This window comes from Ruegeria aquimaris (genome assembly GCF_025751555.1).
GTDB classification, from domain to species: Bacteria; Pseudomonadota; Alphaproteobacteria; order Rhodobacterales; family Rhodobacteraceae; genus Ruegeria_B; species Ruegeria_B aquimaris.
Map to the genome: position 1 here is coordinate 70,224 of NZ_JAOWLB010000014.1, position 25,889 is coordinate 96,112.

The 25,889-nt window shown below is 64.2% G+C and carries 22 protein-coding genes and 1 tRNA gene; 12 read left to right on the plus strand and 11 right to left on the minus strand.

From position 1 onward, the window contains the following. Positions 1–57 precede the first annotated feature (57 nt). On the plus strand, positions 58–522 hold the full coding sequence (locus tag OE747_RS17230; protein WP_263829792.1) for an MAPEG family protein: 465 nt from the start codon (positions 58–60) through the stop codon (positions 520–522). Here OE747_RS17230 and OE747_RS17235 read toward each other — a convergent pair. Further along, on the minus strand, positions 519–869 hold the full coding sequence (locus OE747_RS17235; protein ID WP_263829793.1) for a DUF6614 family protein: 351 nt from the start codon (positions 867–869) through the stop codon (positions 519–521). The genes OE747_RS17230 and OE747_RS17235 overlap by 4 nt on opposite strands. Positions 870–986: 117 nt before the next feature. Next, a complete protein-coding gene (gene gyrA, locus OE747_RS17240; protein ID WP_263829794.1) occupies positions 987–3,728 on the minus strand; it encodes a DNA gyrase subunit A in 2,742 nt (913 codons plus the stop codon). 191 nt (positions 3,729–3,919) lie between these two features. Between gyrA and OE747_RS17245 the strand changes: the two genes are divergently transcribed. Continuing rightward, positions 3,920–4,189 (plus strand): usg protein, encoded by a 270-nt coding sequence (locus OE747_RS17245; protein WP_263829795.1) that lies wholly within the window; start codon positions 3,920–3,922, stop codon positions 4,187–4,189. Positions 4,190–4,291: 102 nt separating this feature from the next. On the opposite strand, the gene OE747_RS17250 is transcribed toward OE747_RS17245, so the two are convergent. Further along, positions 4,292–4,987 (minus strand): glycoside hydrolase family 19 protein, encoded by a 696-nt coding sequence (locus OE747_RS17250; RefSeq protein WP_263829796.1) that lies wholly within the window; start codon positions 4,985–4,987, stop codon positions 4,292–4,294. A gap of 112 nt (positions 4,988–5,099) precedes the next feature. After that, the gene (locus OE747_RS17255) at positions 5,100–6,053 is read right to left on the minus strand and encodes a radical SAM protein (protein ID WP_263829797.1); all 954 of its coding nucleotides are present in this window, start codon (positions 6,051–6,053) and stop codon (positions 5,100–5,102) included. A 158-nt stretch (positions 6,054–6,211) separates the two neighbouring features. Here OE747_RS17255 and zwf point away from each other — a divergent pair, with 158 nt between their 5' ends. The 3 genes from zwf to pgi are packed head-to-tail and all read left to right on the plus strand — an operon-like array spanning position 6,212 to position 9,930. Continuing rightward, on the plus strand, positions 6,212–7,648 hold the full coding sequence (gene zwf / locus OE747_RS17260) for a glucose-6-phosphate dehydrogenase (RefSeq protein WP_263829798.1): 1,437 nt from the start codon (positions 6,212–6,214) through the stop codon (positions 7,646–7,648). Beyond that, positions 7,645–8,316 (plus strand): 6-phosphogluconolactonase, encoded by a 672-nt coding sequence (gene pgl, locus OE747_RS17265; RefSeq protein ID WP_263829799.1) that lies wholly within the window; start codon positions 7,645–7,647, stop codon positions 8,314–8,316. The genes zwf and pgl overlap by 4 nt, the downstream gene beginning before the upstream one ends. 9 nt (positions 8,317–8,325) lie before the next feature. After that, on the plus strand, positions 8,326–9,930 hold the full coding sequence (gene pgi, locus OE747_RS17270) for a glucose-6-phosphate isomerase (RefSeq protein ID WP_263829800.1): 1,605 nt from the start codon (positions 8,326–8,328) through the stop codon (positions 9,928–9,930). Here pgi and OE747_RS17275 read toward each other — a convergent pair. Then, positions 9,927–10,397 (minus strand): acyl-CoA thioesterase, encoded by a 471-nt coding sequence (locus OE747_RS17275; RefSeq protein ID WP_263829801.1) that lies wholly within the window; start codon positions 10,395–10,397, stop codon positions 9,927–9,929. The two genes, pgi and OE747_RS17275, sit on opposite strands and share 4 nt — an antisense overlap. 175 nt (positions 10,398–10,572) lie before the next feature. Between OE747_RS17275 and OE747_RS17280 the strand changes: the two genes are divergently transcribed. Beyond that, positions 10,573–12,192 carry a long-chain-fatty-acid--CoA ligase gene (locus OE747_RS17280; RefSeq protein WP_263829802.1) on the plus strand — a complete coding sequence of 540 codons (1,620 nt, stop codon included), beginning with the start codon at positions 10,573–10,575 and terminating at the stop codon, positions 12,190–12,192. A 104-nt stretch (positions 12,193–12,296) separates the two neighbouring features. Here the strand turns inward: OE747_RS17280 and OE747_RS17285 are convergent. The 5 genes from OE747_RS17285 to OE747_RS17305 form a co-directional block, all read right to left on the minus strand. Then, a tRNA-Gly gene (locus OE747_RS17285) sits at positions 12,297–12,370 on the minus strand. Positions 12,371–12,407: 37 nt separating this feature from the next. After that, positions 12,408–13,265, minus strand: a complete 858-nt coding sequence (locus OE747_RS17290) for a class I SAM-dependent methyltransferase (RefSeq protein WP_263829803.1) — start codon at positions 13,263–13,265, stop codon at positions 12,408–12,410. A gap of 22 nt (positions 13,266–13,287) precedes the next feature. Beyond that, positions 13,288–15,333, minus strand: coding sequence for an ASKHA domain-containing protein (locus tag OE747_RS17295; RefSeq protein ID WP_263829804.1), 2,046 nt, complete (start codon positions 15,331–15,333; stop codon positions 13,288–13,290). 148 nt (positions 15,334–15,481) lie between these two features. Beyond that, a complete protein-coding gene (locus OE747_RS17300) occupies positions 15,482–15,916 on the minus strand; it encodes a hypothetical protein (protein ID WP_263829805.1) in 435 nt (144 codons plus the stop codon). An 87-nt stretch (positions 15,917–16,003) separates the two neighbouring features. After that, the gene (locus OE747_RS17305) at positions 16,004–17,161 is read right to left on the minus strand and encodes a CaiB/BaiF CoA transferase family protein (protein ID WP_263829806.1); all 1,158 of its coding nucleotides are present in this window, start codon (positions 17,159–17,161) and stop codon (positions 16,004–16,006) included. Positions 17,162–17,335: 174 nt separating this feature from the next. On the opposite strand from OE747_RS17305, the gene guaB reads away from it, so the two are divergent. The 5 genes from guaB (at position 17,336) to OE747_RS17330 (ending at position 23,888) form a co-directional block, all read left to right on the plus strand. Further along, positions 17,336–18,784 (plus strand): IMP dehydrogenase, encoded by a 1,449-nt coding sequence (gene guaB, locus OE747_RS17310; RefSeq protein ID WP_263829807.1) that lies wholly within the window; start codon positions 17,336–17,338, stop codon positions 18,782–18,784. Continuing rightward, positions 18,784–19,566 carry an MBL fold metallo-hydrolase gene (locus OE747_RS17315; protein WP_263829808.1) on the plus strand — a complete coding sequence of 261 codons (783 nt, stop codon included), beginning with the start codon at positions 18,784–18,786 and terminating at the stop codon, positions 19,564–19,566. The genes guaB and OE747_RS17315 overlap by 1 nt, the downstream gene beginning before the upstream one ends. After that, the gene (locus OE747_RS17320) at positions 19,563–20,306 is read left to right on the plus strand and encodes an SDR family NAD(P)-dependent oxidoreductase (protein ID WP_263829809.1); all 744 of its coding nucleotides are present in this window, start codon (positions 19,563–19,565) and stop codon (positions 20,304–20,306) included. The genes OE747_RS17315 and OE747_RS17320 overlap by 4 nt, the downstream gene beginning before the upstream one ends. Further along, on the plus strand, positions 20,303–21,478 hold the full coding sequence (locus OE747_RS17325) for an RsmB/NOP family class I SAM-dependent RNA methyltransferase (protein WP_263829810.1): 1,176 nt from the start codon (positions 20,303–20,305) through the stop codon (positions 21,476–21,478). The genes OE747_RS17320 and OE747_RS17325 overlap by 4 nt, the downstream gene beginning before the upstream one ends. Before the next feature lie 103 nt (positions 21,479–21,581). After that, complete coding sequence (locus tag OE747_RS17330) at positions 21,582–23,888, plus strand: hybrid sensor histidine kinase/response regulator (protein ID WP_404818332.1); 2,307 nt, start codon at positions 21,582–21,584, stop codon at positions 23,886–23,888. A 20-nt stretch (positions 23,889–23,908) separates the two neighbouring features. Here the strand turns inward: OE747_RS17330 and OE747_RS17335 are convergent, their stop codons facing one another. Then, a complete protein-coding gene (locus OE747_RS17335; protein WP_263829811.1) occupies positions 23,909–24,502 on the minus strand; it encodes a gamma-glutamyl kinase in 594 nt (197 codons plus the stop codon). A gap of 192 nt (positions 24,503–24,694) precedes the next feature. On the opposite strand from OE747_RS17335, the gene recA reads away from it, so the two are divergent. After that, positions 24,695–25,756 carry a recombinase RecA gene (gene recA / locus OE747_RS17340; protein WP_263829812.1) on the plus strand — a complete coding sequence of 354 codons (1,062 nt, stop codon included), beginning with the start codon at positions 24,695–24,697 and terminating at the stop codon, positions 25,754–25,756. The last annotated feature ends 133 nt before the right edge of the window (positions 25,757–25,889 follow it).

Sequence of the window (25,889 nt, forward strand, 5' to 3'; positions counted from 1 at the left end):
GGACAACGGTGGCCGCGTCGTTTCGTGTTACGCTGTTCCGATCGGAGGGACACGCCCATGGACGAACTCAATCTGAACAACCCGGTCTTCGTGACCTATACCATCGCCTCGGCGCTTTTGGTGCTCAAGCTCATGGGGCAGGGTTGGATGACCGTTTATCGTATGATGCGGGTGGATGGCGGATTTGTCAGCCCCGAAGACCTGCGCAAGACGCCGCTGAACCCCAATCCGCGTCCGCAACAACTCGATACCGACGATTATGTCGACCGGTCCCGGCGGATGCACCGGAACGATCTGGAAAACATTCCGGGATTCTGGATGGCGGGGTTTCTTATGGTCATGGTTTCGCCGCCGCTTTGGCTGGCCCAATGCCTGATGTACGGTTTCGTCGCCGCACGGGCGGCCCATGCACTGGCTTATGCCACAAAGCAGACCCATGACGTCCGGGCAACATTCTATACGATCGGATCCCTGATCGTTATCTTCATGGCGCTTTATGTCCTTTGGGCGATGCTTTTCTAAAGCAGCGCCATGCGCTCGGCCCGCTCGGGATCGGGGAAGGGGCGGTAGAGGCCGAATTCCGACCGCGCAATCAGGGCACTGACAGCGCCGTAAAGCCGCTCGACCTCTTCGTCATGCTCGCCCAGCACCCGAAACGCGCGGTCCAGCTGGGTCATGTCGTCAAACTCGATCTCCAGCAGGAAATCGCGGCAGCTGTCGGCGGCCAGGTTCAGCTTGCGCCGTAAAAGCCGCCAAGAGCGGATCACGCCGCGCGCCCTCAGATACCCCATCCAGTGATCGACGGCGGCGGCAAAGGCCAGCGCCTTTGCCTCGTGTTTCAGATCTATCGCGCAGTGATAAAGGTTCATGGCCGGACCGTCCCCTGTGACCGTTCGGGCCAGATTGACGCGACAGCGATTGCCAACAGGTTAAAGGCAAAAGAAAAGGCGCGGTCTCCCGCGCCTTTTTCCGGCTTTTGGAGCATATTACTCCGCGCCGTCCTCTTCTTCGTCATTCTGTTCGGCGATACGGGCGACGCTGACCACTTCTTCGCCCGGTGCCGTGTTGAAGACACGCACGCCGCCTGCACTGCGAGAGCGAAACGAGATTCCGTCAACCGGAACCCGGATCGACTGGCCGCCCGAGGTGGCCAGCATGATCTGGTCATCCATCAGGACCGGGAAGGAGGCCGCCAGCGTGCCGCCACGCGGGCCTGCCGAGATTGCCTTGACCCCCTGGCCACCGCGCCCACGCACCGGATAGTCATGCGAGGACGACAGCTTGCCCAGGCCGGTGACCGTGATGGTCAGGATCAGGTCCTGCGCATCCAGCATCTCCTGATACCGCTCGTCGGTCAGGACGCCGGCGCCTTCGACGGCATCCTCGTCCGCGTCTGCGGCGTCATCCTCCATCTCGGCGCCCAGAATGGTGCGGAACCGCTTGATGAATTCGGCGCGCTCCCAAGGCTCGGCGTCGAAATGACGGATCACAGACATCGACACCACCTTGTCGCCGTTCAGCAGGCGCACACCGCGCACCCCGGTGGAGTCGCGGCCCTTGAACACACGCACCTCGGTGGTCGGGAAGCGGATGGCGCGCCCCGCATCGGTCACCAGCATGACATCGTCATCCTCGGAACAGATGCGCGCATTCACCAGTTCCACGCCCTCGGGCAGTTTCATGGCGATCTTGCCGTTCCTTTTCACATTCGTGAAATCGCTCAAGGCGTTACGGCGCACATCTCCAGCACTTGTGGCGAAGAAGATTTGCAGATCGTCCCAATGTTCCTCGTCCACATCCACCGGCATGATCGCGGCAATCGAAACACCACTTGGGATCGGCAGGATGTTGACGATGGCCTTGCCCTTGCCGGTGCGCCCCGACTGCGGCAGGCGCCAGGTCTTGAGCTTGTAGACCATGCCGTCGGTGGTAAAGAACAGAAGCTGGGTATGCGTATTGGCCACAAAGAGGGTGGTGACCACGTCCTCTTCCTTGGTCTGCATGCCGCTCAGCCCCTTGCCGCCGCGTTTCTGCGCGCGGAAATCGGCCAGCGGGGTGCGCTTGATATAGCCGCCCGAAGTCACGGTCACCACCATATCCTCGCGCTCGATCAGGTCCTCGTCGTCCAGATCACCGGCCCAGTCGACGATCTCGGTACGGCGGGGCACGGCAAAAGCGTCTTTCACCTCGCGCAACTCATCGGCGATGATGCCCATGATGCGTTCGCGCGAACCGAGAATCTCAAGGTATTCCTTGATCTTACCGGCCAGAACCTCCAGCTCGTCGGTGACTTCCTTGACGCCCAGCTGGGTCAGGCGCTGCAAGCGCAGGTCAAGGATGGCGCGGGCCTGCACCTCGGTCAGGTTATAGGTGCCGTCTTCGTTCATCCGCGACAGCGGGTCGTCGATAAGCCGCAGATACCCGGCGATCTCGGCGGCGGGCCAGCGGCGGGTCATCAGTTTCTCACGCGCGTCCGCCGCATCGGCCGAGGCGCGAATGGTCGCGACCACCTCGTCCACATTGGACACAGCCACCGCAAGACCGCACAAGACATGGCTGCGCTCGCGCGCCTTGCGCAGGTCATAGGCGGTGCGTCGTGCGACAACTTCTTCGCGGAAGTCTATGAAACTGGTAAGAAAACGCCTCAGCGTCAGCTGCTCTGGGCGACCGCCGTTCAGCGCCAGCATGTTGCAGCCAAACGAGGTCTGCATGGGCGAGAACCGATAGAGCTGGTTCAGCACCACCTCGGGCGTGGCGTCGCGCTTCAGCTCGACCACCACGCGCACGCCGTTGCGGTCGCTTTCATCCTGCACATGTGCGACGCCTTCGATGCGTTTCTCGCGCACCGCCTCGGCGATCTTTTCGATCATCGCGGCCTTGTTCACCTGATAGGGGATCTCGTCGACGATGATGGCATAGCGGTCCTTGCGCAGTTCCTCGACGCGGGTCTTGGCGCGGATGATGACGCTGCCGCGCCCCTCCAGATAGGCCTTGCGCGCGCCCGAGCGGCCCAGCATGACGCCGCCGGTGGGGAAATCGGGGCCGGGCACATAGTCGATCAGCTGTTCGCTGGTCAGGTCCGGGTCGTCGATCAGCGCCAGTGTGGCGTCGACCACCTCGCCCAGGTTATGGGGCGGGATATTGGTCGCCATGCCAACGGCGATACCACCCGCGCCATTGACCAGCATGTTCGGAAACCGCGCCGGAAGAACCGTGGGCTCACGATCCTTGCCGTCGTAATTGTCTTGAAAATCAACGGTTTCTTTCTCGATATCCGCCAGCATGAAGGCCGCCGGCTTGTCCATCCGCACCTCGGTGTAGCGCATCGCGGCGGGGTTGTCGCCGTCCATCGAGCCGAAGTTGCCCTGTCCGTCCAGAAGCGGCAGGGACATCGAGAAATCCTGGGCCATGCGGACGAGGGCGTCGTAGATCGCGCTGTCGCCATGGGGGTGGTACTTACCCATGACGTCGCCGACGGGACGGGCCGATTTGCGATAGGATTTGTCGTGCGTGTTGCCGGTCTCATGCATCGCATAGAGGATGCGCCGGTGCACCGGTTTCAGCCCGTCGCGCAGATCGGGAATGGCACGGCTGACGATGACCGACATCGCATAGTCGAGATACGAGGTGCGCATCTCGGATTCGATGGAGACGGTCGGCCCCGCATAGGCGCTGCGCGAGCGCGGTGTTTCGTCTTCGTTTTCAGGGGTTTCTGGCGTATCGCTCACGTAGGCTGCCCGTTCTGTGTGCAGGTTCTATATGTTGTGGGCGCATCATAACAGACCCCGTACATAAGGTGCAATGCATGGAGCGAAATTAGCCTGGCAGCCACAGAGACAAAGTGCCAACATACTGTTTTTATGGATTTTTTACTGGAATCAGGCATTCTGAATGAACCGGGGGCAACTGGAGGTTCAAAATGGGCACAACAGAAACCGAGCTGATGCTGAAGGGGTATGGGCTGACGACGGCGGAATTCTTCTATCACATGCCGGACCATATCCATGTGCTGAATACCTTTGTCTGGCAGGATTACGACCTTGCGCCGGACCATCCGAAACTGTTCGGTTTCATCGAGTTCTGGCAGCGCGAGATAGACGGGCCGCTGCATTCGGTGCGGTTTACCCATCGCAAGATGATCTCGCCGGGCGAATGGCGCAACGTGGTGGGAGAGTTCCTGTTACATTGAATTGACCGATTTGTACCGGGGTCAGAGCGGAAATTGACCGTTTTGTACAACAAAAATGGCACCCGGACGGGCCGTATCCGGGCGCCATTCCGGCGGGTGTGGTCAGTGCCGGTCGCGTTCGATCAGCTCGTATTGCGCGGCCAGATGTTCGGGTGACGGGAGCATCGGGGACTGGTCGTCTTCCAGCGTCTGGCCCTCGGTTTCCATTGCTGCGTCCGCGCGTTCCAGCGCGTCGAGAAAGCGGGTGGCGTAGACGGCGATCTCGTGCGCGCGGTCGAGTACGTTGACGGTGCGCCGGGCGTTGACAAAATCCTGATGGGTCGCGTTGACGTAATGCGGCAGGCCGTGGCCGTGACCATTGAAGTCACCCGCCATCATGCCGCCGACCAGAACCCGGATCGCGACCTCGGCCCTGAGCGCGAGGTCGGGCTCGGCCACCAACGGTACGCCGAGTTTCTCCTCTTGCCGTTCATAATTGCGGTGCCAGGTCAGCTGAACATAGCCGCGCCCGTAATAGGCATGGCCATGCGGCGGCACCGATTGGGCATAGGGTTTATGCGCCAGCCGTGCGCGCGCCTGGGCATCGGAATTGGCGAAGGTCTCGCGCACCGGGGCCATCTTCAACCCCACCTCGGCGCGGACGGTGGCCAGGACATAGGCCAGCTGGTTCCTGGGATTGGCGGCATGGGCCTGATCCCAGAAGGCGAGAACTGCGTTGATATTGTCCACCGCGCTTTGCGACAGGCTGCCGCCGAAAATCGAGCGGCGGATATTGGCATAAAAGACTGCATGGTCCATGAAAATCACCCTTAAAACAACAGGATGACCGCGAAATGCTGCGGTCACATGCCGATAATGCGCGGCATGCGTGCGCAGTGTACCACATCTTCGCGCAGAAATCGTGCGCTGATCAGGCCGAGCAGCTGGCACCGCCCAACACGCAGAACTTGGCGCAATGGGGGTGGTTGAGATGCACGTCCGCCTCGGCCTGTTCCAGTGTTTCGCCCATCTCGAACTCGGGCGCATAGGGCAAGAGGGTGCAGGCCAGCACCACCGGGCGCGCGGCGCCCTTGCGCTTGACCACCATGCGCGAGCTGGCGCACATCACCTGATCAGGATGCTTGCCCAGAATATCCCAGCAGGCGGTGGTGATTTCCGGGACCTCGACGGTTTCGTCCATCTCTGGGAAAAGCACTGTCTGGCCTGGATCTTGCGCGTCGATATTGAAGTTGTTCTCGCGGTAGAGCGCAGCATAACCGTCGCGCGCTTCGGCCTCGCTTTCGTGCCAGACGGCGCGGCCCGCGACGGTCATCCGGACCCCGGCATCGCGCAGGAAACGCATGCCTTGCAAGCTGCGTTCGAAACTGCCCGCGCCGCGTTCGGCATCGTGCCGGGCGGCGGTGTGATGATCGACCGAAACCCGCAGGGTGAGCCGATTGCCATATTCGGCGGCAAGCGCGCGCACGCCCTCGCGCATCTTTCTGCGCATCATCGGGCGCATGGCATTGGTGAGGATCAGCACCTCGTAGCCGCGCTCCAGAGCGGCGCGGGCCATGTCGAGGATCTGGGAATTCATGAATGGCTCGCCGCCGGTAAAGCCGATCTCGCGCACCGGCCAGCCCCGTTCGGTGATCTGGTCAAGATATGCGCGCACTTCGTCGGCGGTGATATAGACCAGCGCGTCGTTCGTCGGGCTGGACAGGATATAGCAGTTGGCGCATTCGATATTGCAGAGCGTGCCGGTGTTGAACCACAGGGTTTCCGGATGCGTCAGAGCCACGCTGGCGCGGGTCTCGCCCCTGGCTGTCACGAATCTGTCCTGAAACTTGCCTATGTTGGCGGACTGGTGCGCCTGATCTTTCATCTTGCCTGCCTGCTTGCGGTACCGTTTTGCATCTAGCCCAAGCTGTGGGAAAAGATAAAGTCGGCACAATAACTTTGACGGGTTTGTGATACGGCGAGAGGAAAGTTATGTTTGCGCTAACAGTGGACAGGACGGCGGCGGGGCGGTAAGGACGGGCCATGGTATCGCGCGTCATTCCTGTCGACCCGTTCGACCTGGTGGTTTTTGGCGGCACGGGCGATCTTGCCCGGCGCAAGATTATGCCTGCGCTGTTCCGGCGCTGTGTCGCGGGGCAGATCCCCGACGCGGCGCGGATCGTCGGCGTTGCGCGTCATGAACATGACAGCGAGTCCTACCGGGCGCTGATCGCCGAGAGCCTGCGCGGGGAGAATGCGGACCCCTGCCAGATGGAAGGGTTTCTGCGGCGGCTGGAGTACCGGGCGCTGGATGCCACCCGACCCGAGGGCTGGGACGCGCTGGCCGTCGGGATGGGGCAGGGTGTGCGGGCGTTTTACTTCTCGGTCAGCCCCGACCTGTTCGGGGCATTGGCGGAACGCTTGCACGCGCATGGGCTGGTGACGCCCGGCGCGCGGATCGTGGTCGAGAAACCCTTTGGCCACGATCTGGAGAGTGCGCGGGCGCTGAACCGGGTGCTGGCGGCGCATTTCCGCGAGGACCAGACCTATCGCATCGACCATTACCTGGGCAAGGAGACGGTGCAGAACCTGATGGCGGTGCGGTTCGGCAACATGCTGTTCGAACCGCTGTGGAACAGCCAGTATGTGGATCATATCCAGATCACCGTGGCCGAAAGCGTGGGTGTGGGGGCGCGGGGCGCCTATTACGATCATGCAGGCGCGATGCGGGACATGATGCAGAACCACCTGATGCAGCTCTTGTGCCTGATCGCGATGGAGCCGCCGGCGAAGTTTGACCCCGATGCGGTACGCGACGAAAAGCTGAAGGTGATCCGGGCGCTGGACGCGGTCAAACCGCACCATATCGTGCGCGGGCAATATGCCGATGGTGAGGGTTGTGGTTATCGCGCCGAGGTGGGCGATCCGCGGACGACGACGGAAACCTATGTGGCGCTGCGGGCGCATATCAGCAACTGGCGGTGGGCGGGCACGCCCTTCTACCTGCGCACCGGCAAGCGGCTGGTGGCGCGGTCCTCGGTCATCAACGTGATGTTCAAGGACGCGCCGCATTCGATCTTTGGCGAGGAGGCGGGGCGGCATGCCAATGTGCTGTCGATCCGGTTGCAGCCGAACGAGGGCATCACGCTGAAGGTGACGATCAAGGAGCCGGGGCCGGGCGGCATGCGGCTGGTCGATGTGCCGCTGGACATGAGCTTTGCCAAGGCGCTGGGGCCCGAGAACCAGAACCCGCCCGATGCCTATGAACGCTTGATCATGGATGTGATCCGGGGCAATCAGACCCTGTTCATGCGCGGTGACGAGGTCGAGGCGGCCTGGGCCTGGACCGATCCGATCATCGCCGGGTGGCAGGCGCGGGGCGATGTGCCCAAACCCTATGAGTGTGGCAGCACCGGGCCGGGCGACGCCGAGCTGCTGATGAAACGTGACGGTCGCCGCTGGCAGGGGATAAATCCATGAACATACTCGACTATCCTGATCGCGAGATGCTGGCCATCGACCTTGCCAATCACCTGGCCGGTGAGCTGGAGGCGGCGCTGCTGACCCACGAGACGGTGACGATGGCGGTGCCGGGCGGCACCACGCCCGGGCCGGTATTCGACAGCCTCTGCGCGGCGGATGTGGAGTGGCACCGGGTGATCGTGCTGCCGACCGATGAACGCTGCGTGCCGCAGACGGACATGCGGTCGAACGCGCGGCTGATCACCGAGCGGCTGCTGGTGAACCGCGCCAGCGCGGCGCGGTTCCTGCCATTGTACCTTGAGGGGGCCGAGCCCGAGGATTGCCTGGCCGAGATCGAGGCGACGCTGGTGCCGAACCTGCCGATCTCGGTCCTGGTGCTGGGCATGGGGGCCGATATGCACACTGCCTCGCTGTTTCCGGGCATGCCGGGGTTGGAGGCGGCGCTGGATGGCGATGCGCCCGCCTTGGCGGTTGCGCGGCCCCAGACCCAGCCGGAGGCGCGGATCACGCTGACCGGGCCGGTGCTGGACGGGGCCTTGTCGAAACATCTGATCATCTATGGCGAGGCCAAGCGCGCGGCGCTGGAACGCGCCATTTCGATGCCGCCCGAGGAGGCGCCAATTGCGGCGGTTCTGGACGGAATAACAATACATTGGGCTGAATAGGTAATTTTCATGTTTCACGATTTGAACGCATTGCACGCCGGTCTGGGCGGGCGCCGGATTGTTGATCTTTTTGCAAGCGATCCCGACCGCGTGGCGGGCTTCTCTGTCCAGCTCGGCGAGATGCTGCTGGATTACTCCAAGACGCAAGTGGACGCCGAAGTGCGCGCGGCGCTGGTGGCGCTGTGCGACCGGGCCGGGCTGGCGGCGCGGCGCGACGCGATGTTTTCGGGCGCGCCGATCAACGAGACCGAGGGGCGCGCGGTGCTGCACACCGCTTTGCGCAATCTCGACGGTGGGCCGGTGTGGGTCGACGGGGCCGATGTGATGCCCGGGGTACGGGCGACGCTGGACCGGATGCGCGCGTTTGCGGGCGCGGTGCGGTCGGGCCGGATCGCGGGCGCGGGCGGCGGTTTTACCGATGTGGTCAATATCGGCATCGGCGGCTCGGACCTGGGACCGGCGATGGCGGTGCTGGCGCTGGCGCCTTATCACGACGGGCCGCGCTGCCATTTCGTATCGAATGTGGACGGGGCGCATATTGCCGACACTTTGCGCGGGCTCGATCCGGCGCGAACGCTGGTGATTGTCGCATCGAAGACATTCACTACCATCGAGACGATGACCAATGCGCGCACGGCGCGCGACTGGATGGTGGCGGGCGGTGGCGATCCGGCGCGGCAGTTCGCGGCCGTGTCGACGGCCGAGGACCGGACCGCCGCGTTCGGCATACCGGCAGGCCATGTCTTTGGCTTCGCCGATTGGGTCGGCGGGCGCTATTCGATGTGGGGGCCGATCGGGCTGAGCCTGATGCTGGCGGTGGGGCCCGAGGATTTCGATGCCTTCCTGCGCGGCGGTCAGGCAATGGACCGGCATTTCCGGACCGCGCCCTGGACCCAGAACATGCCGGTGATGCTGGCTCTGGTGGGGATCTGGCATCACCAGATCTGCGGTTATCCGAGCCGGGCGGTGCTGCCTTATGATCAGCGGCTGGCGCGGCTACCGGCCTATTTCCAGCAGCTGGAAATGGAATCGAACGGCAAGTCGGTGGCGATGGATGGCACACCGCTGGCGCAGGCGGCGGGGCCTATTGTCTGGGGCGAGCCGGGCACCAATGGGCAGCACGCATTCTACCAGCTGATCCATCAGGGCAAACAGGTGGTGCCCTGCGAATTCATGCTGGCTGCGCGGGGGCATGAGCCCGAGCTGGCGCATCATCACCGGCTGCTGGTGGCCAATTGCCTGGCGCAATCCGAGGCACTGATGCGCGGCCGTCCGCTGGAGGCGGCGCGCCGGATCGTGTCGGGAAAGGGGTTTGAGGGCGCCGAGCTGGAACGGCAGGCGCGGCACCGGGTGTTCGAGGGCAACCGCCCCTCCACCACGCTGATCTATCCGAAGCTGACGCCCGGGGTGCTGGGCGCGATCATCGCGCTTTACGAACACCGGGTGTTTGTCGAAGGGGTGATCATGGGCATCAACTCCTTCGATCAGTGGGGGGTGGAACTGGGCAAGGAACTGGCCACCTCGCTGGGCCCGATCGTGGACGGGACCGAAAGTGCGGCGGCCAAGGACGGTTCGACCGCTGCTCTTGTCGCCTATGTTCTGCGCAGCCGCTAAGCCGGCTGTGCGCCGTCGCGGTCGATGAACTGACGGGTCAGGCGGGCGGGCAGGGGGTATTTGCCCGAGCCGTCGGGCATCATCGCCACCATCACCGCCTCAAGCCGGGCGCGCAGGTCGCCGGACCAGAGCTGTTGCTCCATCGTGAAAGAGGACTGACGAAAGCCGGTGACGCGGGCGGTGACGATGTAATCCTCGTCCTGCACCATCTCGCGGACATAGTGGAGGTTGGCGTTGCGGATCACGATCCGGGGTTCCGGCCCGTCGAAGAACGGCCGGCAGAAGCTGTTCACATAGGCAACGCGAAGGGTTTCGAACCACTCGACATAGGCCTTGTTGTTGACGTGGTTGAGGATGTCGAGCTCGGCAAAGCGCACCCGGTCGGCCAGCGCCAGCGGTTGCGGGGCGGTCAGTCCCTGGGCCAGTTGTTCCTGCGCGGAAAGCGGGGTGTGGTATCGAAGCTGCATGACATCGGGCTAACTGTCGTGGCGGCACATGACAAGCGGGATATTGTCATGGCCTGCCGGTCTTGGCAGGGTGCCAGCGAGGGGAGGGAGGCGGCGCATGCGCGCCGCGATCCTGGAAATGATGGGAGGCTCTGCCACCGATGGCCGGTGCGCGGAGGCAGGAGAGGAGATGTCCATGTTCGGACAGATGATGACGCAGCCGTTGTTGATTTCGTCCTTGATCGACCACGCCGCACGCTATCACCGGGAGACGCCGATCTGGTCGGTCAGCACCGGTGGCGGTATCGAGGAGACGAGCTGGGCCGGGATCGCGGCCAATGCGCGGCGCATGGGTTCGGCCCTGACGCGGCTGGGGCTGGCGCCGCAGGCGCGGGTGGCGACGCTGGCCTGGAACAACCGGCGTCATCTGGAACTTTATTACGGGGTGTCGGGGGCGGGGTTCGTGCTGCATACGATCAACCCGCGCCTGTTCCCGGAACAGTTGATCTACATCATCAACCATGCCGAGGATAAGGTCATCTTTTTCGATGCCACCTTTGTGCCGCTGATCGCGGGCATCAGGGAGCATCTGGTCGGGGTCGAGCATCTGGTGTTGATGGGGCCGCGCGACGATGCGGCGGCGGCGGCGCTGCCGGGGCTGGAATTTTACGACGAGTTGATCGAGACGGGCGATGCCGGGTTTGACTGGCCGGAACTGGACGAGCGCACCGCGTCGAGCCTGTGTTACACTTCGGGGACAACGGGGCATCCTAAGGGCGTGCTCTATTCGCATCGCTCCACCATGCTGCACAGTTTCGGGTCGAACACGCCAGATTGCATCGGCTTCTCGGCCGCAGACGTGGTGCTGCCGGTGGTGCCGATGTTCCATGTCAACGCCTGGGGTACGCCTTATGCCTGCGCCATGGTGGGCGCCAGCATTGTGCTGCCGGGTCCGGACCTGCATGGCGATGCGCTGGTGGGGCTGATCGACCAGTACGGCGTGACCATCGCGCTGGGGGTGCCGACGATCTGGCAGGGGCTGCTGGCGGTGGCGAAGGCCAAAGGCAGCAAGCTGGAGAGCCTGACGCGAACGGTGATCGGTGGCTCGGCCTGCCCGCCGTCGATGATAGCCACCTTCCGCGACGTTTATGGCGTGGACACGATCCATGCCTGGGGCATGTCCGAGATGAGCCCGCTGGGCACCACCAACCAGCCATTGGCCAAGCACCGGGCGTTGCCGGTCGAGGCGCAGCACAAGCTGCGCGAGAACCAGGGGCGGCCGCCCTATGGGGTCGAGCTGAAGATCGTCGATGACGATGGCAAGACGCTGCCCAATGACGGGGTGACGCAGGGCGATCTGATGGTGCGCGGGCATTGGGTGCTGGACGGGTACTTCCAGATGCAAGGCACCGAAGTCTTGCAGGACGGCTGGTTTGCCACCGGCGATGTGGCGACGCTGGACCCGGATGGATACATGACCATCCGCGACCGGTCCAAGGACATCATCAAATCGGGTGGCGAATGGATCAGCTCGGTCGAGCTGGAGAATATCGCCGTGGCCCATCCCAAGCTGGCCACCGCTGCCGTGGTCGGCGTGCCGCATCCCAAATGGGACGAACGCCCGCTGTTGGTGGCGGTCAAGGCCGAGGGGGAAGACCCCAGTGAGGCGGAGCTGCTGGAGTATTTCGATGGCAAGATCGCAAAGTGGCAGGTGCCGGACAAGGCGGTGTTTGTCGACGCGCTGCCGCTGAATGCCACGGGCAAGGTGCTGAAGCGAACCCTGCGGGAACAGTTCAAGGATGCGCTGACCGGTTAGGTTCAGCAGCATCGAACAACAATTGCTTCTGGCCCGGAGAACATCCGTTTTCCGGGCATTTATCCGCTCTGGACAACAGAACAGGGAAAAGCCATCTGAGATTTTGGAGCGGGTAGCGGGAATCGAACCCGCACTTCAGGCTTGGGAAGCCGGCGCGCTACCACTACACCATACCCGCGCTCTCCGGGATCGAATACGCAAGTGTCAAGGCGGCGTCAAGCGGTTCGCGCGCGCCGGGCCTGGAACAGGTTGATGGTGGCGGGCATCAGGACCCGACCGTCCTCGACGTAAGGTTCGAGCGCCGCGCTGACCGCGTCGCGGATGGCGGCCTCGTCCGCCTCGGACCCGTCGAAATGGGCCAGAACGCGCGCGGCGGGTCCCAGGCGGGTACAGAGCGCCGAGGCTCCCGTTAGCCCGCCGGGCGGGGTCAGGTTCAAATCGGAGGCCCGCGCTTCGATATCGGCCAGCCCGGCCTTGGCCATCAGGCCGGTGACCCGGTCGATATCATGAAAGGCCAGTGGACCCGGCGCGTTGCGGTCGACCTTGGGCATCTGGCCCAGCCGGTCGGTGGCGGCGCGATGCGGAATGTAGAACCAGGGGTTTCCAGCCAGCGGCCCCCATGCGGCAAAGGTCATGCGCCCGCCGGGTTTCAGCGCCCGCGCGATGTTGGCGAAAGCCGCCACGTTGTCGGAAAAGAACATCATGCCAAAGCGCGAGATCATAGCGTCGCGGTCGGCCGGGGCAAAGGGCTCGGTCTGGGCATCGGCAAGGGCGTATTCCACGTTGCCCATTCCACTGCTGCGCTGCCGGGCGCGGTCCAGGAAGGGGGTCGAGATATCGACGCCCAGCGCGTGGCCGGTTGGCCCCACTGCGCGGGCGGCCGCAAGGGTGACGTCGCCCAGGCCGCAGCCGATATCCAGCACACGCTGGCCCGGTTCCAGCGCGGCACGGTCGAGCAGCAGATCGACCACCGGCGCAAAAGAGGCGGCGATCTGCTCTTCAAAGGTGAGCCACTTCATGCCCGAAGCGGATTTACCCCAATACTCGGCCTGATCCTGGTTTGTCGCTGTCATGATGCCTCCCTTTCGGGGGGCATCATGCCCTGCGGCGTCGGCGGCGGCCAGACCCGTCGTCGTCGCCGCCGCCGGTGTTGAAGGACACCTTGGGCAGGGTGACGACCGAATAGAGGTCCGGGAACGGGTCGGTCTTGTGCGGGATCGCGTTGGCGGCCACGAAATGATCCTGGAACTTGGGTTCGATCGCGGTCTCGACCTTGGTGATCTCGCGCACCACACGCTCGATCTCGGCCCGGGCGCCGATGTTCGACAGGGCGATACGGGCGCCGGTGCCGGCGGCATTGCCGGCGCTGGTGACCTTGTCGAGCGGCGCGTCGGGGATCATGCCCAGCACCATCGCGTGCTTGGTCGAGATATGGGCGCCAAAGGCCCCGGCCAGCACGATCCGGTCGACCCGGTCGACCCCCATCTCGTCCATCAACAGGCGCGCACCGGCATAGAGCGCCGATTTCGCCAGCTGGATGGCGCGGATATCGCCCTGGGTCACGGTGATGCGCGGGCCGCCGGTTTCCGAGGCGTCGTGCAGCAGATAGGAATGGGTGCGCCCTTCGGGCACGCAGCGGGAGGTGCCGGTCTGCTCGGCCGAGCCGATCAGGCCGCTTTCGTCCAGAAGGCCCGCCATGCGCATCTCTGCCACGGCCTCGATGATGCCCGAGCCGCAGATGCCGGTGATGCCGGTGGTGGCGATGTCGGTGTCAAAGCCTTCTTCGTCGGACCATTTGTCGGAACCGATGACGCGGAAGCGGGGGGCCTTGGTGATGGGATCGATCTCGATCCGCTCGATGGCGCCGGGGGCGGCGCGTTGGCCCGAGCTGATCTGCGCGCCCTCGAAGGCGGGGCCGGTGGGCGAGGAACAGGCCAGAACCCGGGTGGTGTTGCCCAGCAGGATCTCGGCATTGGTGCCGACATCGACGATCAGTACCAGATCCTCGGACTTGCCAGGTTCCTCGGACAGTGCCACGGCGGCGCAGTCTGCGCCCACATGGCCCGCGATGCAGGGCAGGATATAGACCTGCGCGCGCGGGTTCATCGCATCGAGCCCCATCTCGCGGGCGGGCAGCGACAGGCTGTCAGAGGTGGTGAGCGCAAAGGGCGCCTGGCCCAGTTCGACCGGGTCGAGGCCCAGGAGAAGGTGGTGCATCACCGGGTTGCAGACGAACACGGTTTCGACGATCTGACGCGGCTCGATGCCGCCCTCAGTGGCGATGGAGCGGGTGAGGTCGTTGATCGCCTCGCGCACGGCCGCCGTCATCTCGCGGTCGCCGCCGGGGTTCATCATCGAATAGCTGACCCGGCTCATCAGATCCTCACCAAAGCGGATCTGGGGGTTCATCAGGCCGCTGGAGGCCTTGACCTCGCCATTGCGCAGGTCGCACAGATGCGCGGCGATGGTGGTGGAGCCGAGGTCGATGGCAAGGCCATAGATCCGTTCCTCGGAATAGCCGGGCCAGATTTCCAGAATCCGGTGGCTGGTGTCATTGTGCCCCTTGTGCAGGGCCACGGTGACCTTCCACTCTCCCTTGCGCAGGGCCGGTTGCAGCTTGGCCAGCAGCGACAGGTCGGCGGTGACCTCGCCAATGCCCCATTGCGCCTTGAGCGCGCGTTGCAGACGTTCGAGATCGCCGGTCGGCTCGTGCATGTCGGGTTCCTCGACCGCGACGAAATAGAGATGCGTGGCCGGGTCCATGGTGATGGCGCGGGCGGTGGCGGCCTTGCGCACCACCTGGCGGTGGACCTGGCTTTCGGGGGGCACGTCGATCACCACGTCGCCCTGAACGGTGGCCTGACAGCCAAGGCGGCGGCCTTCTTTCAGGCCGCGCTTGTCCTGATAGCGCTGTTCGACCGCGTTCCATTCGCTGAGCGCGCCGTCGCGCACGGTGACGCCATGTTTGGGAAACTCGCCATAGGACGGGGTGATCTGGCATTTCGAGCAGATGCCGCGCCCGCCGCAGACCGAATCGAGATCGACGCCCAATTGCCGCGCGGCGGTCAGGATCGGGGTGCCGACGGGAAAATGGCCCCGCTTGCCCGAGGGGGTGAATACGACGAGGGGATCGCTGCTCATGCTATTGCCTTCCGGTCTACCGATTGTGCGCGACAATATTGTGTTTTGCGCCAGCGGAAAGGCGGCGCGCGGCATTTTCCTGTCCGGGGGCGGCATTCGGGCGAAAAAGATACGCCGCGAATGTGAGTTTCGACGTGGGGTCGTGTCGCTATGCCACCGGTTCCGACAGGAAATCCCGGGCCTCGTCCAGTGTCTTGCAGACACGGGCGCTGACACGGTCGCCAAAGCGGGACAGGGTGTTAGCCTCCCAGTCGGCCACCCAGGCATCGTCCTGGCCGGATTCGGGGAGCGGCGGGATGAGCACGAATTTCCGCAAAGGCGAATCCAGAACGGCGGCGCGGAAGTCCTCGCCGCTGACCCATTCGTAGTCACGTTCGGAAAGCGCATGGGGCGAGGTCGAGACATCGGCGACCCAGTGTTCGACCTTGTTGGTGCGCACCCAGGCCAGCACCGCCAGGACCGCGTCGCGGACGCGGGTTCCTTCATCGTATTCGCTGTACCATTTGAGGTAGACCGCCTGAAGCGCGGGCTGCCAGGTGACCCGGACCAGACCCTCGGCATGGTGAACGACGAATTCCGCCATCCGCTTCGCTCCTTGTGTGGTGCAGGTCCCAAGGCAGCTTACCCGGTTTTGGCGGTAATTTCCATTGCCGAGGGCAGGGCTGTCCGATCAGGCTTCTGGCTCCTGATCGAGCCATGCGAGGATCGCGCTACGGTCTTCGTCCAGCGCGGGCGCGGCGGCGCGGGTGGTGGGATCGGGCAGGGCCGACATCTTGATCGGGTTGCCGGCAGCGACATAGGCCGGTGCGCCGTCGCGGTCCAGAATGTCGACCACCATGTTGCGGGCACGGATCTGGGGGTCTTTCAGAACTTCGGCCACGTTCTGGATCGGGCCGGTGGGGACGCCCGCGCGAGTCAGCAGCGCGATCCAATGCGCCTTGGGCCGGTCGAGCGTTACCGCCTCGATCAGGCGTTTCAAGAGGCGGGCATTCTGGCAGCGGGCCGGGTTGGTGGCAAAGCGCGGATCACCGGCGAGCGGCAGTTGAAGCGCGGTACACAGCTTGGCAAAGAGCGCGTCGTTTCCGGCCGCGATGACAAAGAGGCCGTCTTCGGCATGGAAGGTTTCGAACGGGGTGATCGAGGGGTGGCGCGCGCCCGAGGGGCGCGGCGGCTGTCCCGTTGCTGTCGTGATTGCGATCGCATGTTCCAGAAGTGCCAGCTGGCTGTCGAGCATGGAGATGTCGATCTTCTGCCCCTTGCCGCCGCGCTCGACCTCCAGCCGCGCGGCCAGCACGCCCTGGGCCAGAAACATCCCGGCCACGATATCGCCGATCGAGGCGCCGACGCGCACCGGCTCGCGGTCGCGCTCGCCGGTGATCGACATCACCCCGCCGCGCGCCTGCACCACCATGTCATAGGCGGGGCGCTCGGCCTCGGGGCCGGTATGGCCAAAGCCCGAGACCGCGCCATAGATCAGTTTGGGGTGTCGCGCATGCAGCGCCTCCCAGCCGTAACCCAGGCGCTCCATCACGCCGGGGCGGTAGTTTTCCAGAAGAATGTCGGCGCGCGCCAGCAGCCTCTCGAAGATCACGCGATCCTCGGGCGATTTCAGGTCCAGCGCGATGCTTTCCTTGCCGTGGTTGATGGCGGCGAAATAGGCGCTCTCGCCGTTTTTGAACGGCGGAAAGGCGCGGGTGTCGTCGCCGGTGCCGGGGCGTTCGACCTTGATCACCCTTGCCCCCAGATCGGCCAGCGTCATGCTGGCATATGGTCCGGCCAGAACATGGGTCAGGTCGAGGATGAGAATGCCGTCGAGGGGTCCGGGCATGAGATGTTCCTTGGTCTGTTTGCGCACACATAGGGATAGCGCCGCAGGGTGACAGTGCCTTGACACAGATCAGTCCCGGGGTGGGGCCGGGTTTTCTTGCCTCAGGCCCTTTTCCCTCTCGGGTAACTGTGCCATAGGGTCACCGCCAAACGGGATTATGCATGGGGACCGCATATGCAGATTCGTGAGGCTCTCACCTTTGACGACGTTCTTCTGGTTCCGGCGGCCTCGTCGGTGCTGCCCTCGACGGCCGATACCAGGACACGGGTGACACGCGAGATCAAGCTGAACATTCCGCTCCTGAGTTCGGCCATGGACACGGTGACCGAGGCGCGCATGGCGATTGCCATGGCGCAGGCGGGCGGCATGGGCGTGATCCACAAGAACCTCGGGATCGAGGAACAGGCGCGCGAAGTGCGCCGGGTGAAACGGTTTGAAAGTGGTATCGTCTATAACCCGGTCACCCTGAAACCGAACCAGACCATCGCGGATGCGCGGGCGCTGGTGGAACGGTACAACTTCACCGGCTTTCCGGTGGTGGACGACAGGGGCCATATCGTTGGCATCGTCACCAACCGCGACATGCGCTTTGCCACCAGCGACGACATGCCGGTGAGCGCGGTGATGACCACCAACGACCTGGCCATGCTGGCCGAACCCGCGGATCTGGACCAGGCCAAGAGCCTGATGCGGGCGCGGCGGATCGAGAAACTGCTGGTGCATGATGGCAAGGGGCGTCTGACCGGTCTGTTGACGCTGAAGGACACCGAACAGGCGGTGCTGAACCCCACCGCCTGCAAGGACGAGCTGGGCCGGTTGCGGGTGGCGGCCGCGAGTTCCGTTGGCGACAGCGGCTTTGCCCGGTCCGAGGCGCTGATCGACGCGGGCGTCGATATCGTGGTGGTCGATACCGCGCATGGCCATTCGGCTGGCGTGATCGAGGCGGTCAAGCGGATCAAGGCGCAGTCGAACGCGGTGCAGGTGATCGCGGGCAACGTGGCCACTGCCGAGGCGACAAAGGCCCTGATCGACGCCGGCGCCGATGCGGTCAAGGTGGGGATCGGGCCGGGCTCGATCTGTACCACGCGGATGGTGGCGGGCGTGGGCGTGCCGCAGCTGAGCGCGATCATGGATTGCGCGGGCGCGGCGGGTGACGTGCCGGTGATTGCTGATGGCGGCATCAAGTTCTCGGGCGATTTCGCCAAGGCGATTGCTGCGGGCGCGTCCTGTGCCATGGTCGGTTCGATGATTGCGGGCACCGATGAGAGCCCGGGAGAAGTCATTCTGTATCAAGGCCGTAGCTTCAAGAGTTATCGTGGAATGGGGTCGCTTGGCGCGATGGCGCGCGGCTCGGCCGACCGCTACTTCCAGAAAGATGCCGCCAGCGACAAGCTGGTGCCTGAGGGGATCGAGGGGCAGGTGCCCTACAAGGGCTCGGCCAGTGCGGTGATCCACCAGCTGGTTGGCGGCCTGCGCGCGGCGATGGGTTACACCGGCTGCGCCACCGTCGCAGAGATGCGCCAGAACTGCCAGTTCGTGAAGATCACCGGCGCGGGGTTGAAGGAAAGCCACGTCCATGACGTGCAGATCACCCGCGAAAGCCCGAACTACCGGATCGGCTGATGACGGGTGACACGTTCAGAGCGGGACCTTGGCGGATCACCTGCCTTGTCGATGGCGGGCTGACCTTTGGCGCGGATGTATTTCCCCAGGTTTCCGCTGAGAGGCAGGCCGAGTTGCTGGCCGCTGCCGGGCTAGGTGGGGCCGAGACCGAGTTCAACGCCTATGTGCTGCGGCATGACGATGGCCGGGTCTGGCTGGTCGATACCGGCTGCGGCGCGGGTTTTGGTCCTGCGGGCGGGCGGATGCCCGAGCGGCTGGCCGCGATGGGGATCGCGCCGTCGGATGTGAGCCGGGTGATCTTTACCCATCTGCATGGCGATCATTGCGGTGGCGCGCTGGTAGACGGGGCGTCGGTTTATGCCGCAGCAGAGGTAGTGTTGCATGCGCGCGAGGCCGCACATTGGCGCGGCACCGAGGGCTTGGGCGGACAGGTGCTGGCCGCTTGTGAAGATGCCCTGCGCTGTGTCGAGGATGACGCGGATCTGGGCGATGGCATTGCGGTTTGGGCACTTCCGGGTCACACGCCCGGTCATATGGGGTTGCGGATCGGAGAATACTTGGTTCTGGCCGGAGACATCATTCATTCCGAGGCGCTGCAACTGCCGGATCCGGAGAACGCGACGAAGTATGATGTCGACGGGCCGCTGGCCCTGGCCAGCCGACGCGCGGCGCTGGCCGAGATCGTGGACAAGGGGCTGGTCTGGACCGGCAGCCACATGATCGGCGCCAAGTTTGCGCGGCTGGAGCGCGCCGGTTCGGGATACCGGAAAACCCCCCTATGAAACGGGCGCTGGTCACCGGGGCGGGCGCCGCAGACGGCATCGGGCTGGCTTGTGCCCGGGCGCTTGGCCGGGCCGGATGCCGGGTGGCCATCTGTGCGACCACCGACCGTATTCACGAGCGGGCCGCAGCGCTGCGGGCCGAGGGGCTGGACGTGTCGGCGTATATCGCCGATCTGACCGAGGTCGATCAGGTGGCGCGGCTGCGCGCGGCGGTCGGCGCGGTCGATATCCTGGTGAACAATGCCGGGATGGGCTCGGTCGGCGCACCGGCTTTGCAAGCCGGGTTCCTGGAGATGGCCGTTGAAGAGTGGGATCGCGCGATGGACGCCAGCCTGCGAACGGCGGTTCTGACGACACGCGCCTTTCTGCCCGACATGGTCCGGGCCGGTTGGGGGCGGGTGGTGATGATGGCCTCGGTCACCGGTCCGCTGGTGTCGAACCCGGGCGAAGCGGCCTATTCGGCGGCCAAGGCGGCGATGGTCGGCCTGACCCATGCGCTGGCGCTGGAGCAGGCCGCGCATGGGGTGACCGTGAACGCGGTGGCGCCCGGCTGGATCGCCACCGGCGCCTCGACCGCCGAGGAACTGATCGCTGCGCGGGCGACGCCGCCGGGGCGGGCCGGAACCCCCGAGGAGGTGGCGGCGGTCGTTGCGTTTCTGGCCTCGGAAGGGGCCTCATATGTCAACGGGGCGGTCATTGTGGTTGATGGCGGCAATATCCTTCAGGAGCGCAAGGCATGACGCCGGGGGCGCGGGTGCAGGCCGCCATCGAGATCCTGGACGAGATTCTGGAGGGCAAGCCCGCCGAACAGGCGCTGACCACCTGGGCGCGGCGGTCGCGCTTTGCCGGGTCCAAGGATCGCGCCGCGATCCGCGACCATGTGTTCGACGCGCTGCGCGGGCGCCGCTCGCTGGCGGCGCTTGGCGGGGCTGCGACCGGGCGCGGGCTGATGATCGGGCTGGTGCGCGCGCAGGGCGGTGATGTGGATGGCTTGTTCTCTGGCGCGGGCCATGCGCCGGAGCCGGTGACAGAGGCGGAGCGCGCCAAGGCGCGCGATCCTGCCCCAGGGGCCGAGGCGGCGGATATTCCCGACTGGCTCTGGCCCCGGTTTCAGGCCGCTCTGGGTGCGCGCGCCGAAGAGGCGGGGCGGATCATGCAGACCCGCGCGCCGCTGCACCTGCGGGCCAACCTGTTGCGCACGGATCGGGCCGGTGCGAGCGCCGCTCTGGCAGCTGACGGGATCACCGCGGTGGCGCATCCCGCTTGTGACACCGCGCTTGAGGTGACGGAGGGCGCGCGCCAGGTGGCCCGGTCGCAGGCCTATCTGGAGGGGCTGGTCGAGTTGCAGGATGCGGCCAGTCAGGCGATCGTGGCACGGCTGCCGCTGCAACCGGGTGCGCGGGTTCTGGACTATTGCGCGGGCGGTGGCGGCAAGACACTGGCGCTGGCCGCGCGCATGCAGAGCGAGGTTCTGGCCCATGATGCCGCGCAGCAACGCATGCGCGACCTGCCCGAGCGCGCGGCGCGTGCCGGTGCCAAGGTCCGGCTGCTTGCGACCGAGGGCCTGGACCGGGAGGCGCCCTTTGATCTGGTGCTGACCGATGTGCCCTGTTCGGGCAGCGGATCGTGGCGGCGTGCGCCTGATGGCAAATGGGCCCTGACGCCAGAGCGGCTGGCGGAACTTGGGCGCATCCAGCGGGCGATCTTGCAGCGCGCGGCTGAGTTGGTCGCGGCGGATGGGGTGCTGGCCTATGCCACCTGTTCGATGCTGCATGAGGAAAACGGCGACGTTGTTGCCGATTTCCTGGCAGAACAGACGGACTGGTGTTTGAGCGAAGAGGCGCATTGGACCGTTCTGGATGGAACCGATGGATTCTTCCTGGCGGTATTGACGCGAGTGGGCGTCAAGTAATATCAACTTAAAGGAGAGTATCTGATAAAATAAGCGCGCGTTAAAGCGGGCTTAACCTTGGGTGCGCGACAAACACGAGTGATTCAGACGACGGAGCCGGATTGTGACCGATCTTACCGCCTCGATCCTGTCGACACCGAATGGTCAGCGCGGCGCGGGCGCGCGGATGGCGGTGTTGCTCATCCTGGCCGCGACGGCATTTGGCCTGGCGCTGTTCTGGGAGATGCCCGATTTCGCCCGCAAGGCCTTGGTTGCGGGCGGTGCGTCGTCGATCCTGGTCACGGCCTGGCTGGCGGTTCGGATGCGGGGGCAGCGCGGGTTGAAAGGGCAGATGCGCGATCTTCTCGCGGGCTTTATCGAAAAAGACGCGACGCCCAGCTTTGTCACCGATGACGACGGGCTGATTCAGGCCCGCAACCTCGCCGCGTCAGAGCGGTTTTCGGGGACACAGGACCAGACGCTGGCGGCGACGTTGCGGTCGATCTTTGGCAACCCTTCGGCGGTTCTCTATCGGTTGCAGATGCGGTCGAGGCTTGAAGGCAATGCGCGCGAGGATGTGGTGACCCGGCGGGGGCATATCCGCCTGTCTGTCCACACGCTGGGCAATGATGCCTTTCTCTGGCGGGTCGAGGACATTTCCGACCGGTCCGCCGCCGCCAGCCGCGCCGATAGCTTGCCCTTGCCGATGCTGACAATCGGACGTGGCGGCGCGATCCTGTTCATGAACGAGGCGGCGCGCAGCTTTATCGGGTCGCGCGTCAAATCGCTCGACCGGCTGTTTTTGCAGGTGCCGTACCGGGCGGATGAGATAAACCAGATCGCGGTTGCGGACGGGGCCGCGCCGGCCATTGTCGTGGAACTGGCCAGCGGGCCGGGTCGGCAAGAATTGTTCCTGGTTCCGGTCAAAGGCGAGATTTCCAGGGGGCATAGCCCGGATTTCGCGACACTGCCGGTGGCGATGATGCGGCTGTCGGCAAGTGGACGGATATTGGATGCAAACCGGATGGCGCAGGACCTGATCGGCGGGCCGGTTGCGCCGGATACCTCGCTGGAACAGCTGATGCAGGGGCTTGGCCGCCCGATCCCGGACTGGCTGAGCCAGGCACTGGACGAGACCGTTGCGCCGCGATCGGAGTTTCTGCGCCTGGCGAGCCGGGATCGCGAGGTGTTTGTCCAGGTGACTCTGAGTCCGATCACTGATCAGGGCGAAAAGGGACTGATCGCGGTGCTGAACGATGCCACCGAGTTGAAGACGCTGGAGGCGCAATTCGTGCAAAGCCAGAAGATGCAGGCGGTGGGGCAGCTTGCCGGCGGCGTTGCGCATGATTTCAACAATCTGCTGACCGCCATTTCCGGCCATTGCGATCTGCTGCTGCTGCGGCACGATCATGGCGACCCGGATTATGGCGACCTGGTCCAGATCAACCAGAACGCCAACCGCGCGGCGGCGCTGGTCAGCCAGTTGCTGGCCTTTTCGCGCAAACAAACGCTGCGGCCAGAGGTGCTCGACCTGCGCGATACCCTGGCGGACCTCATTCACCTGTTGAACCGGCTGGTGGGCGAGAAGGTCACCCTGACGCTGAGCCACGACCCGGCGCTGAAATCCGTCCGGGCCGACAAGCGCCAGCTGGAACAGGTTCTGATGAACCTGGTGGTCAATGCCCGTGACGCCATGCCGAAGGGGGGCGAGATCCGCATCGAGACAGAGGTGATAACCCTGAACGAACCGCTGGAGAGGGACCGGGCGACCCTGCCGAGCGGCGAGTATGTGACCGTCAAGGTGCGCGACGAAGGCATCGGGATCGAACCCAGCAAGCTGCAAAAGATTTTCGAGCCCTTCTACACGACCAAGCGCACGGGTGAGGGAACCGGCCTGGGGCTGTCCACCGTCTATGGCATCGTAAAGCAGACCGGAGGTTACATCTTTGTCGACAGCGTGCCGGGCAAGGGGACGGAGTTTATCCTTTATTTTCCGGCCTTTCAGGCGCGCGAGATTTCGCCCGCACCGGCAACGGCGGTCCAGGGCAAGCCCGCCGACTGTTACAATGGCGGCGTCGTGCTGCTGGTCGAGGACGAAGCACCGGTGCGCGCCTTTGCCTCGCGCGCGCTGCGATTGCGGGGCTACACCGTGCTGGAAGCGGAGTCGGCCGAGGATGCGCTGCGTCTTCTCGAAGATCCCGGGCTGACGGTGGATGTCTTTGTGACCGATGTGGTGATGCCGGGCCTTGATGGTCCGACTTGGGTGCGCCAGGCACTGGCCGACCGCCCGCAGGTGCGCGTGGTCTTTGTGTCGGGCTATTCCGAAGGCGCCTTTGGCGATTCGGAGGCGGACATACCGAATTCCGTGTTCCTGCCCAAGCCATTCTCGCTGAACCAACTCACCGAGACGGTGCAGCAGCAGCTGCATTAAGGCCATTCAAACCGCTCGGGTCAGATCGCATCCGCGTGCAGTTCGAATTCTTCGGCGAATTTCCGGCGAAAGCGTTCGGCAATGGCGGGGTCCAGCACCAGTTCCATCGCCGGCGAAACATTTTCACGCGGCAGCGAGATCGGGGTGGCAAGGCGGGCCTCGAGAAACGCGATGATGCCGGGCTGATTCTCGTATTTGAACAGGTGGGTCGCACTGCATCCGCCCGGGCGCGGGGTGAGAAAGCGCAGCTGGCTGCCGACATCGGCAAACGGCGGACGTTTGCCCTGCATATAGGCGGTCACGAAGTCGTCGAAGGGGATACCGTGGGTCGAGTTCGGCTTGCCCTCCATGAAAGGGCGCTGCCGATAGCGATACCAGCTGCCCAGCCAGTCGATCGGTTCGCGCACGACCGCCATGATCTCCATCTCGACGCCGAACATCTTGGCAAAGATCGGCCGAAAGAACCGGTCATAGCGGTAGATCGGCGCATGTTTCAGCTCGGGCGGATCGGAGATCACGATATCGGCCCGCGTCCGCAGCGCCGATTGGAACGCGGTGGTGCCGGTCTTGGGCACCGAAAGAAGAACCAGACGTTCCTTAAAGAAAACAAGCATCTAACACCCGATATATTCTGTCCGGGATTGTATTTTCCGGACGTAAACCACTCTTTAACACAAATGGAAAAAGCTCGGGTAGGAAAGATTCTATTTGAAATGTTCCTGCTTTGATCTCATAAGGAACAAGAGGTGAACAAAGCAGCGATTGCCGCCAATGACGGCGTGTGACACAAGGAAGGGGATGGGACTATGGCGGATCTTCTGACGATGAGCAGCAAACAGAACGCGGACAAGCAAAAGGCGCTGGATAGCGCCCTGGCCCAGATCGAGCGGCAGTTCGGCAAAGGCTCGATCATGAAACTGGGCGGCGACAATGCCATTCAGGAGATCGAGGCAAGCTCGACCGGCTCGCTGGGGTTGGATATCGCATTGGGGATCGGCGGCCTGCCGATGGGCCGGATCATCGAGATCTACGGCCCGGAAAGCTCGGGCAAGACCACGCTGACCCTGCATTGTATCGCCGAGCAGCAGAAGCGCGGCGGCGTCTGCGCCTTTGTCGACGCCGAACACGCGCTCGACCCGCAATACGCCCGCAAGCTGGGAGTCGATCTGAACGAGCTGTTGATCAGCCAGCCCGACACCGGCGAACAGGCGCTGGAGATCACCGACACGCTGGTGCGCTCGGGCGCGGTCAACATGGTGGTGGTTGATTCGGTCGCAGCACTGACCCCGAAATCGGAACTTGAAGGTGACATGGGCGATTCCAGCGTCGGCGTGCAGGCCCGTCTGATGAGCCAGGCCATGCGCAAGCTGACCGGTTCGATCAGCCGGTCGAAATGCATGGTGATCTTCATCAACCAGATCCGCATGAAGATCGGCGTGATGTTCGGCAGCCCGGAAACCACCACCGGCGGCAACGCGCTGAAATTCTACAGTTCGGTTCGCCTGGATATCCGCCGCATCGGCGCCATCAAGGACCGTGACGAGGTGGTGGGCAACGCCACCCGCGTCAAGGTGGTCAAGAACAAGGTGGCGCCGCCCTTCAAGCAGGTCGAATTTGACATCATGTATGGCGAGGGCATCTCAAAGACCGGCGAATTGCTGGATCTGGGCGTCAAGGCGGGTGTGGTCGAGAAATCCGGCAGCTGGTTTTCTTATGGCGATGAACGGATTGGTCAGGGCCGTGAAAACGCCAAGAATTATCTAAGGGAAAACAGCAAGATAGCCTTGGAGATCGAAGACAAGATCCGCGCCTCGCACGGGTTGGAGTTCGACATGGGGTCGAGCGACGACGATATCCTCGAAGCGTGAGGCGGCGCCCGTCGGCGCTTTGGAAGAAAGACGAGGGCGGTCCTGACGGACCGCCTTTTGTCTTTGCGACGACAGGGGCTGTGGACAGGGGGCCGGGCTGCCGCTAAACCAGCGCAGACCCTGCCGATTTCGC

Excerpts from the sequence above, each read along its gene's own strand:
- OE747_RS17230 (WP_263829792.1), top strand. The coding sequence starts at position 58 with ATGGACGAACTCAATCTGAACAACCCGGTCTTCGTGACCTATACCATC.
- OE747_RS17235 (WP_263829793.1), bottom strand. The coding sequence starts at position 869 with ATGAACCTTTATCACTGCGCGATAGATCTGAAACACGAGGCAAAGGCG.
- OE747_RS17245 (WP_263829795.1), top strand. The coding sequence starts at position 3,920 with ATGGGCACAACAGAAACCGAGCTGATGCTGAAGGGGTATGGGCTGACG.
- OE747_RS17250 (WP_263829796.1), bottom strand. The coding sequence starts at position 4,987 with ATGGACCATGCAGTCTTTTATGCCAATATCCGCCGCTCGATTTTCGGC.
- OE747_RS17255 (WP_263829797.1), bottom strand. The coding sequence starts at position 6,053 with ATGAAAGATCAGGCGCACCAGTCCGCCAACATAGGCAAGTTTCAGGAC.
- zwf (WP_263829798.1), top strand. The coding sequence starts at position 6,212 with ATGGTATCGCGCGTCATTCCTGTCGACCCGTTCGACCTGGTGGTTTTT.
- pgl (WP_263829799.1), top strand. The coding sequence starts at position 7,645 with ATGAACATACTCGACTATCCTGATCGCGAGATGCTGGCCATCGACCTT.
- pgi (WP_263829800.1), top strand. The coding sequence starts at position 8,326 with ATGTTTCACGATTTGAACGCATTGCACGCCGGTCTGGGCGGGCGCCGG.
- OE747_RS17275 (WP_263829801.1), bottom strand. The coding sequence starts at position 10,397 with ATGCAGCTTCGATACCACACCCCGCTTTCCGCGCAGGAACAACTGGCC.
- OE747_RS17280 (WP_263829802.1), top strand. The coding sequence starts at position 10,573 with ATGTTCGGACAGATGATGACGCAGCCGTTGTTGATTTCGTCCTTGATC.
- OE747_RS17290 (WP_263829803.1), bottom strand. The coding sequence starts at position 13,265 with ATGACAGCGACAAACCAGGATCAGGCCGAGTATTGGGGTAAATCCGCT.
- OE747_RS17295 (WP_263829804.1), bottom strand. The coding sequence starts at position 15,333 with ATGAGCAGCGATCCCCTCGTCGTATTCACCCCCTCGGGCAAGCGGGGC.
- OE747_RS17300 (WP_263829805.1), bottom strand. The coding sequence starts at position 15,916 with ATGGCGGAATTCGTCGTTCACCATGCCGAGGGTCTGGTCCGGGTCACC.
- OE747_RS17305 (WP_263829806.1), bottom strand. The coding sequence starts at position 17,161 with ATGCCCGGACCCCTCGACGGCATTCTCATCCTCGACCTGACCCATGTT.
- guaB (WP_263829807.1), top strand. The coding sequence starts at position 17,336 with ATGCAGATTCGTGAGGCTCTCACCTTTGACGACGTTCTTCTGGTTCCG.
- OE747_RS17315 (WP_263829808.1), top strand. The coding sequence starts at position 18,784 with ATGACGGGTGACACGTTCAGAGCGGGACCTTGGCGGATCACCTGCCTT.
- OE747_RS17320 (WP_263829809.1), top strand. The coding sequence starts at position 19,563 with ATGAAACGGGCGCTGGTCACCGGGGCGGGCGCCGCAGACGGCATCGGG.
- OE747_RS17325 (WP_263829810.1), top strand. The coding sequence starts at position 20,303 with ATGACGCCGGGGGCGCGGGTGCAGGCCGCCATCGAGATCCTGGACGAG.
- OE747_RS17335 (WP_263829811.1), bottom strand. The coding sequence starts at position 24,502 with ATGCTTGTTTTCTTTAAGGAACGTCTGGTTCTTCTTTCGGTGCCCAAG.
- recA (WP_263829812.1), top strand. The coding sequence starts at position 24,695 with ATGGCGGATCTTCTGACGATGAGCAGCAAACAGAACGCGGACAAGCAA.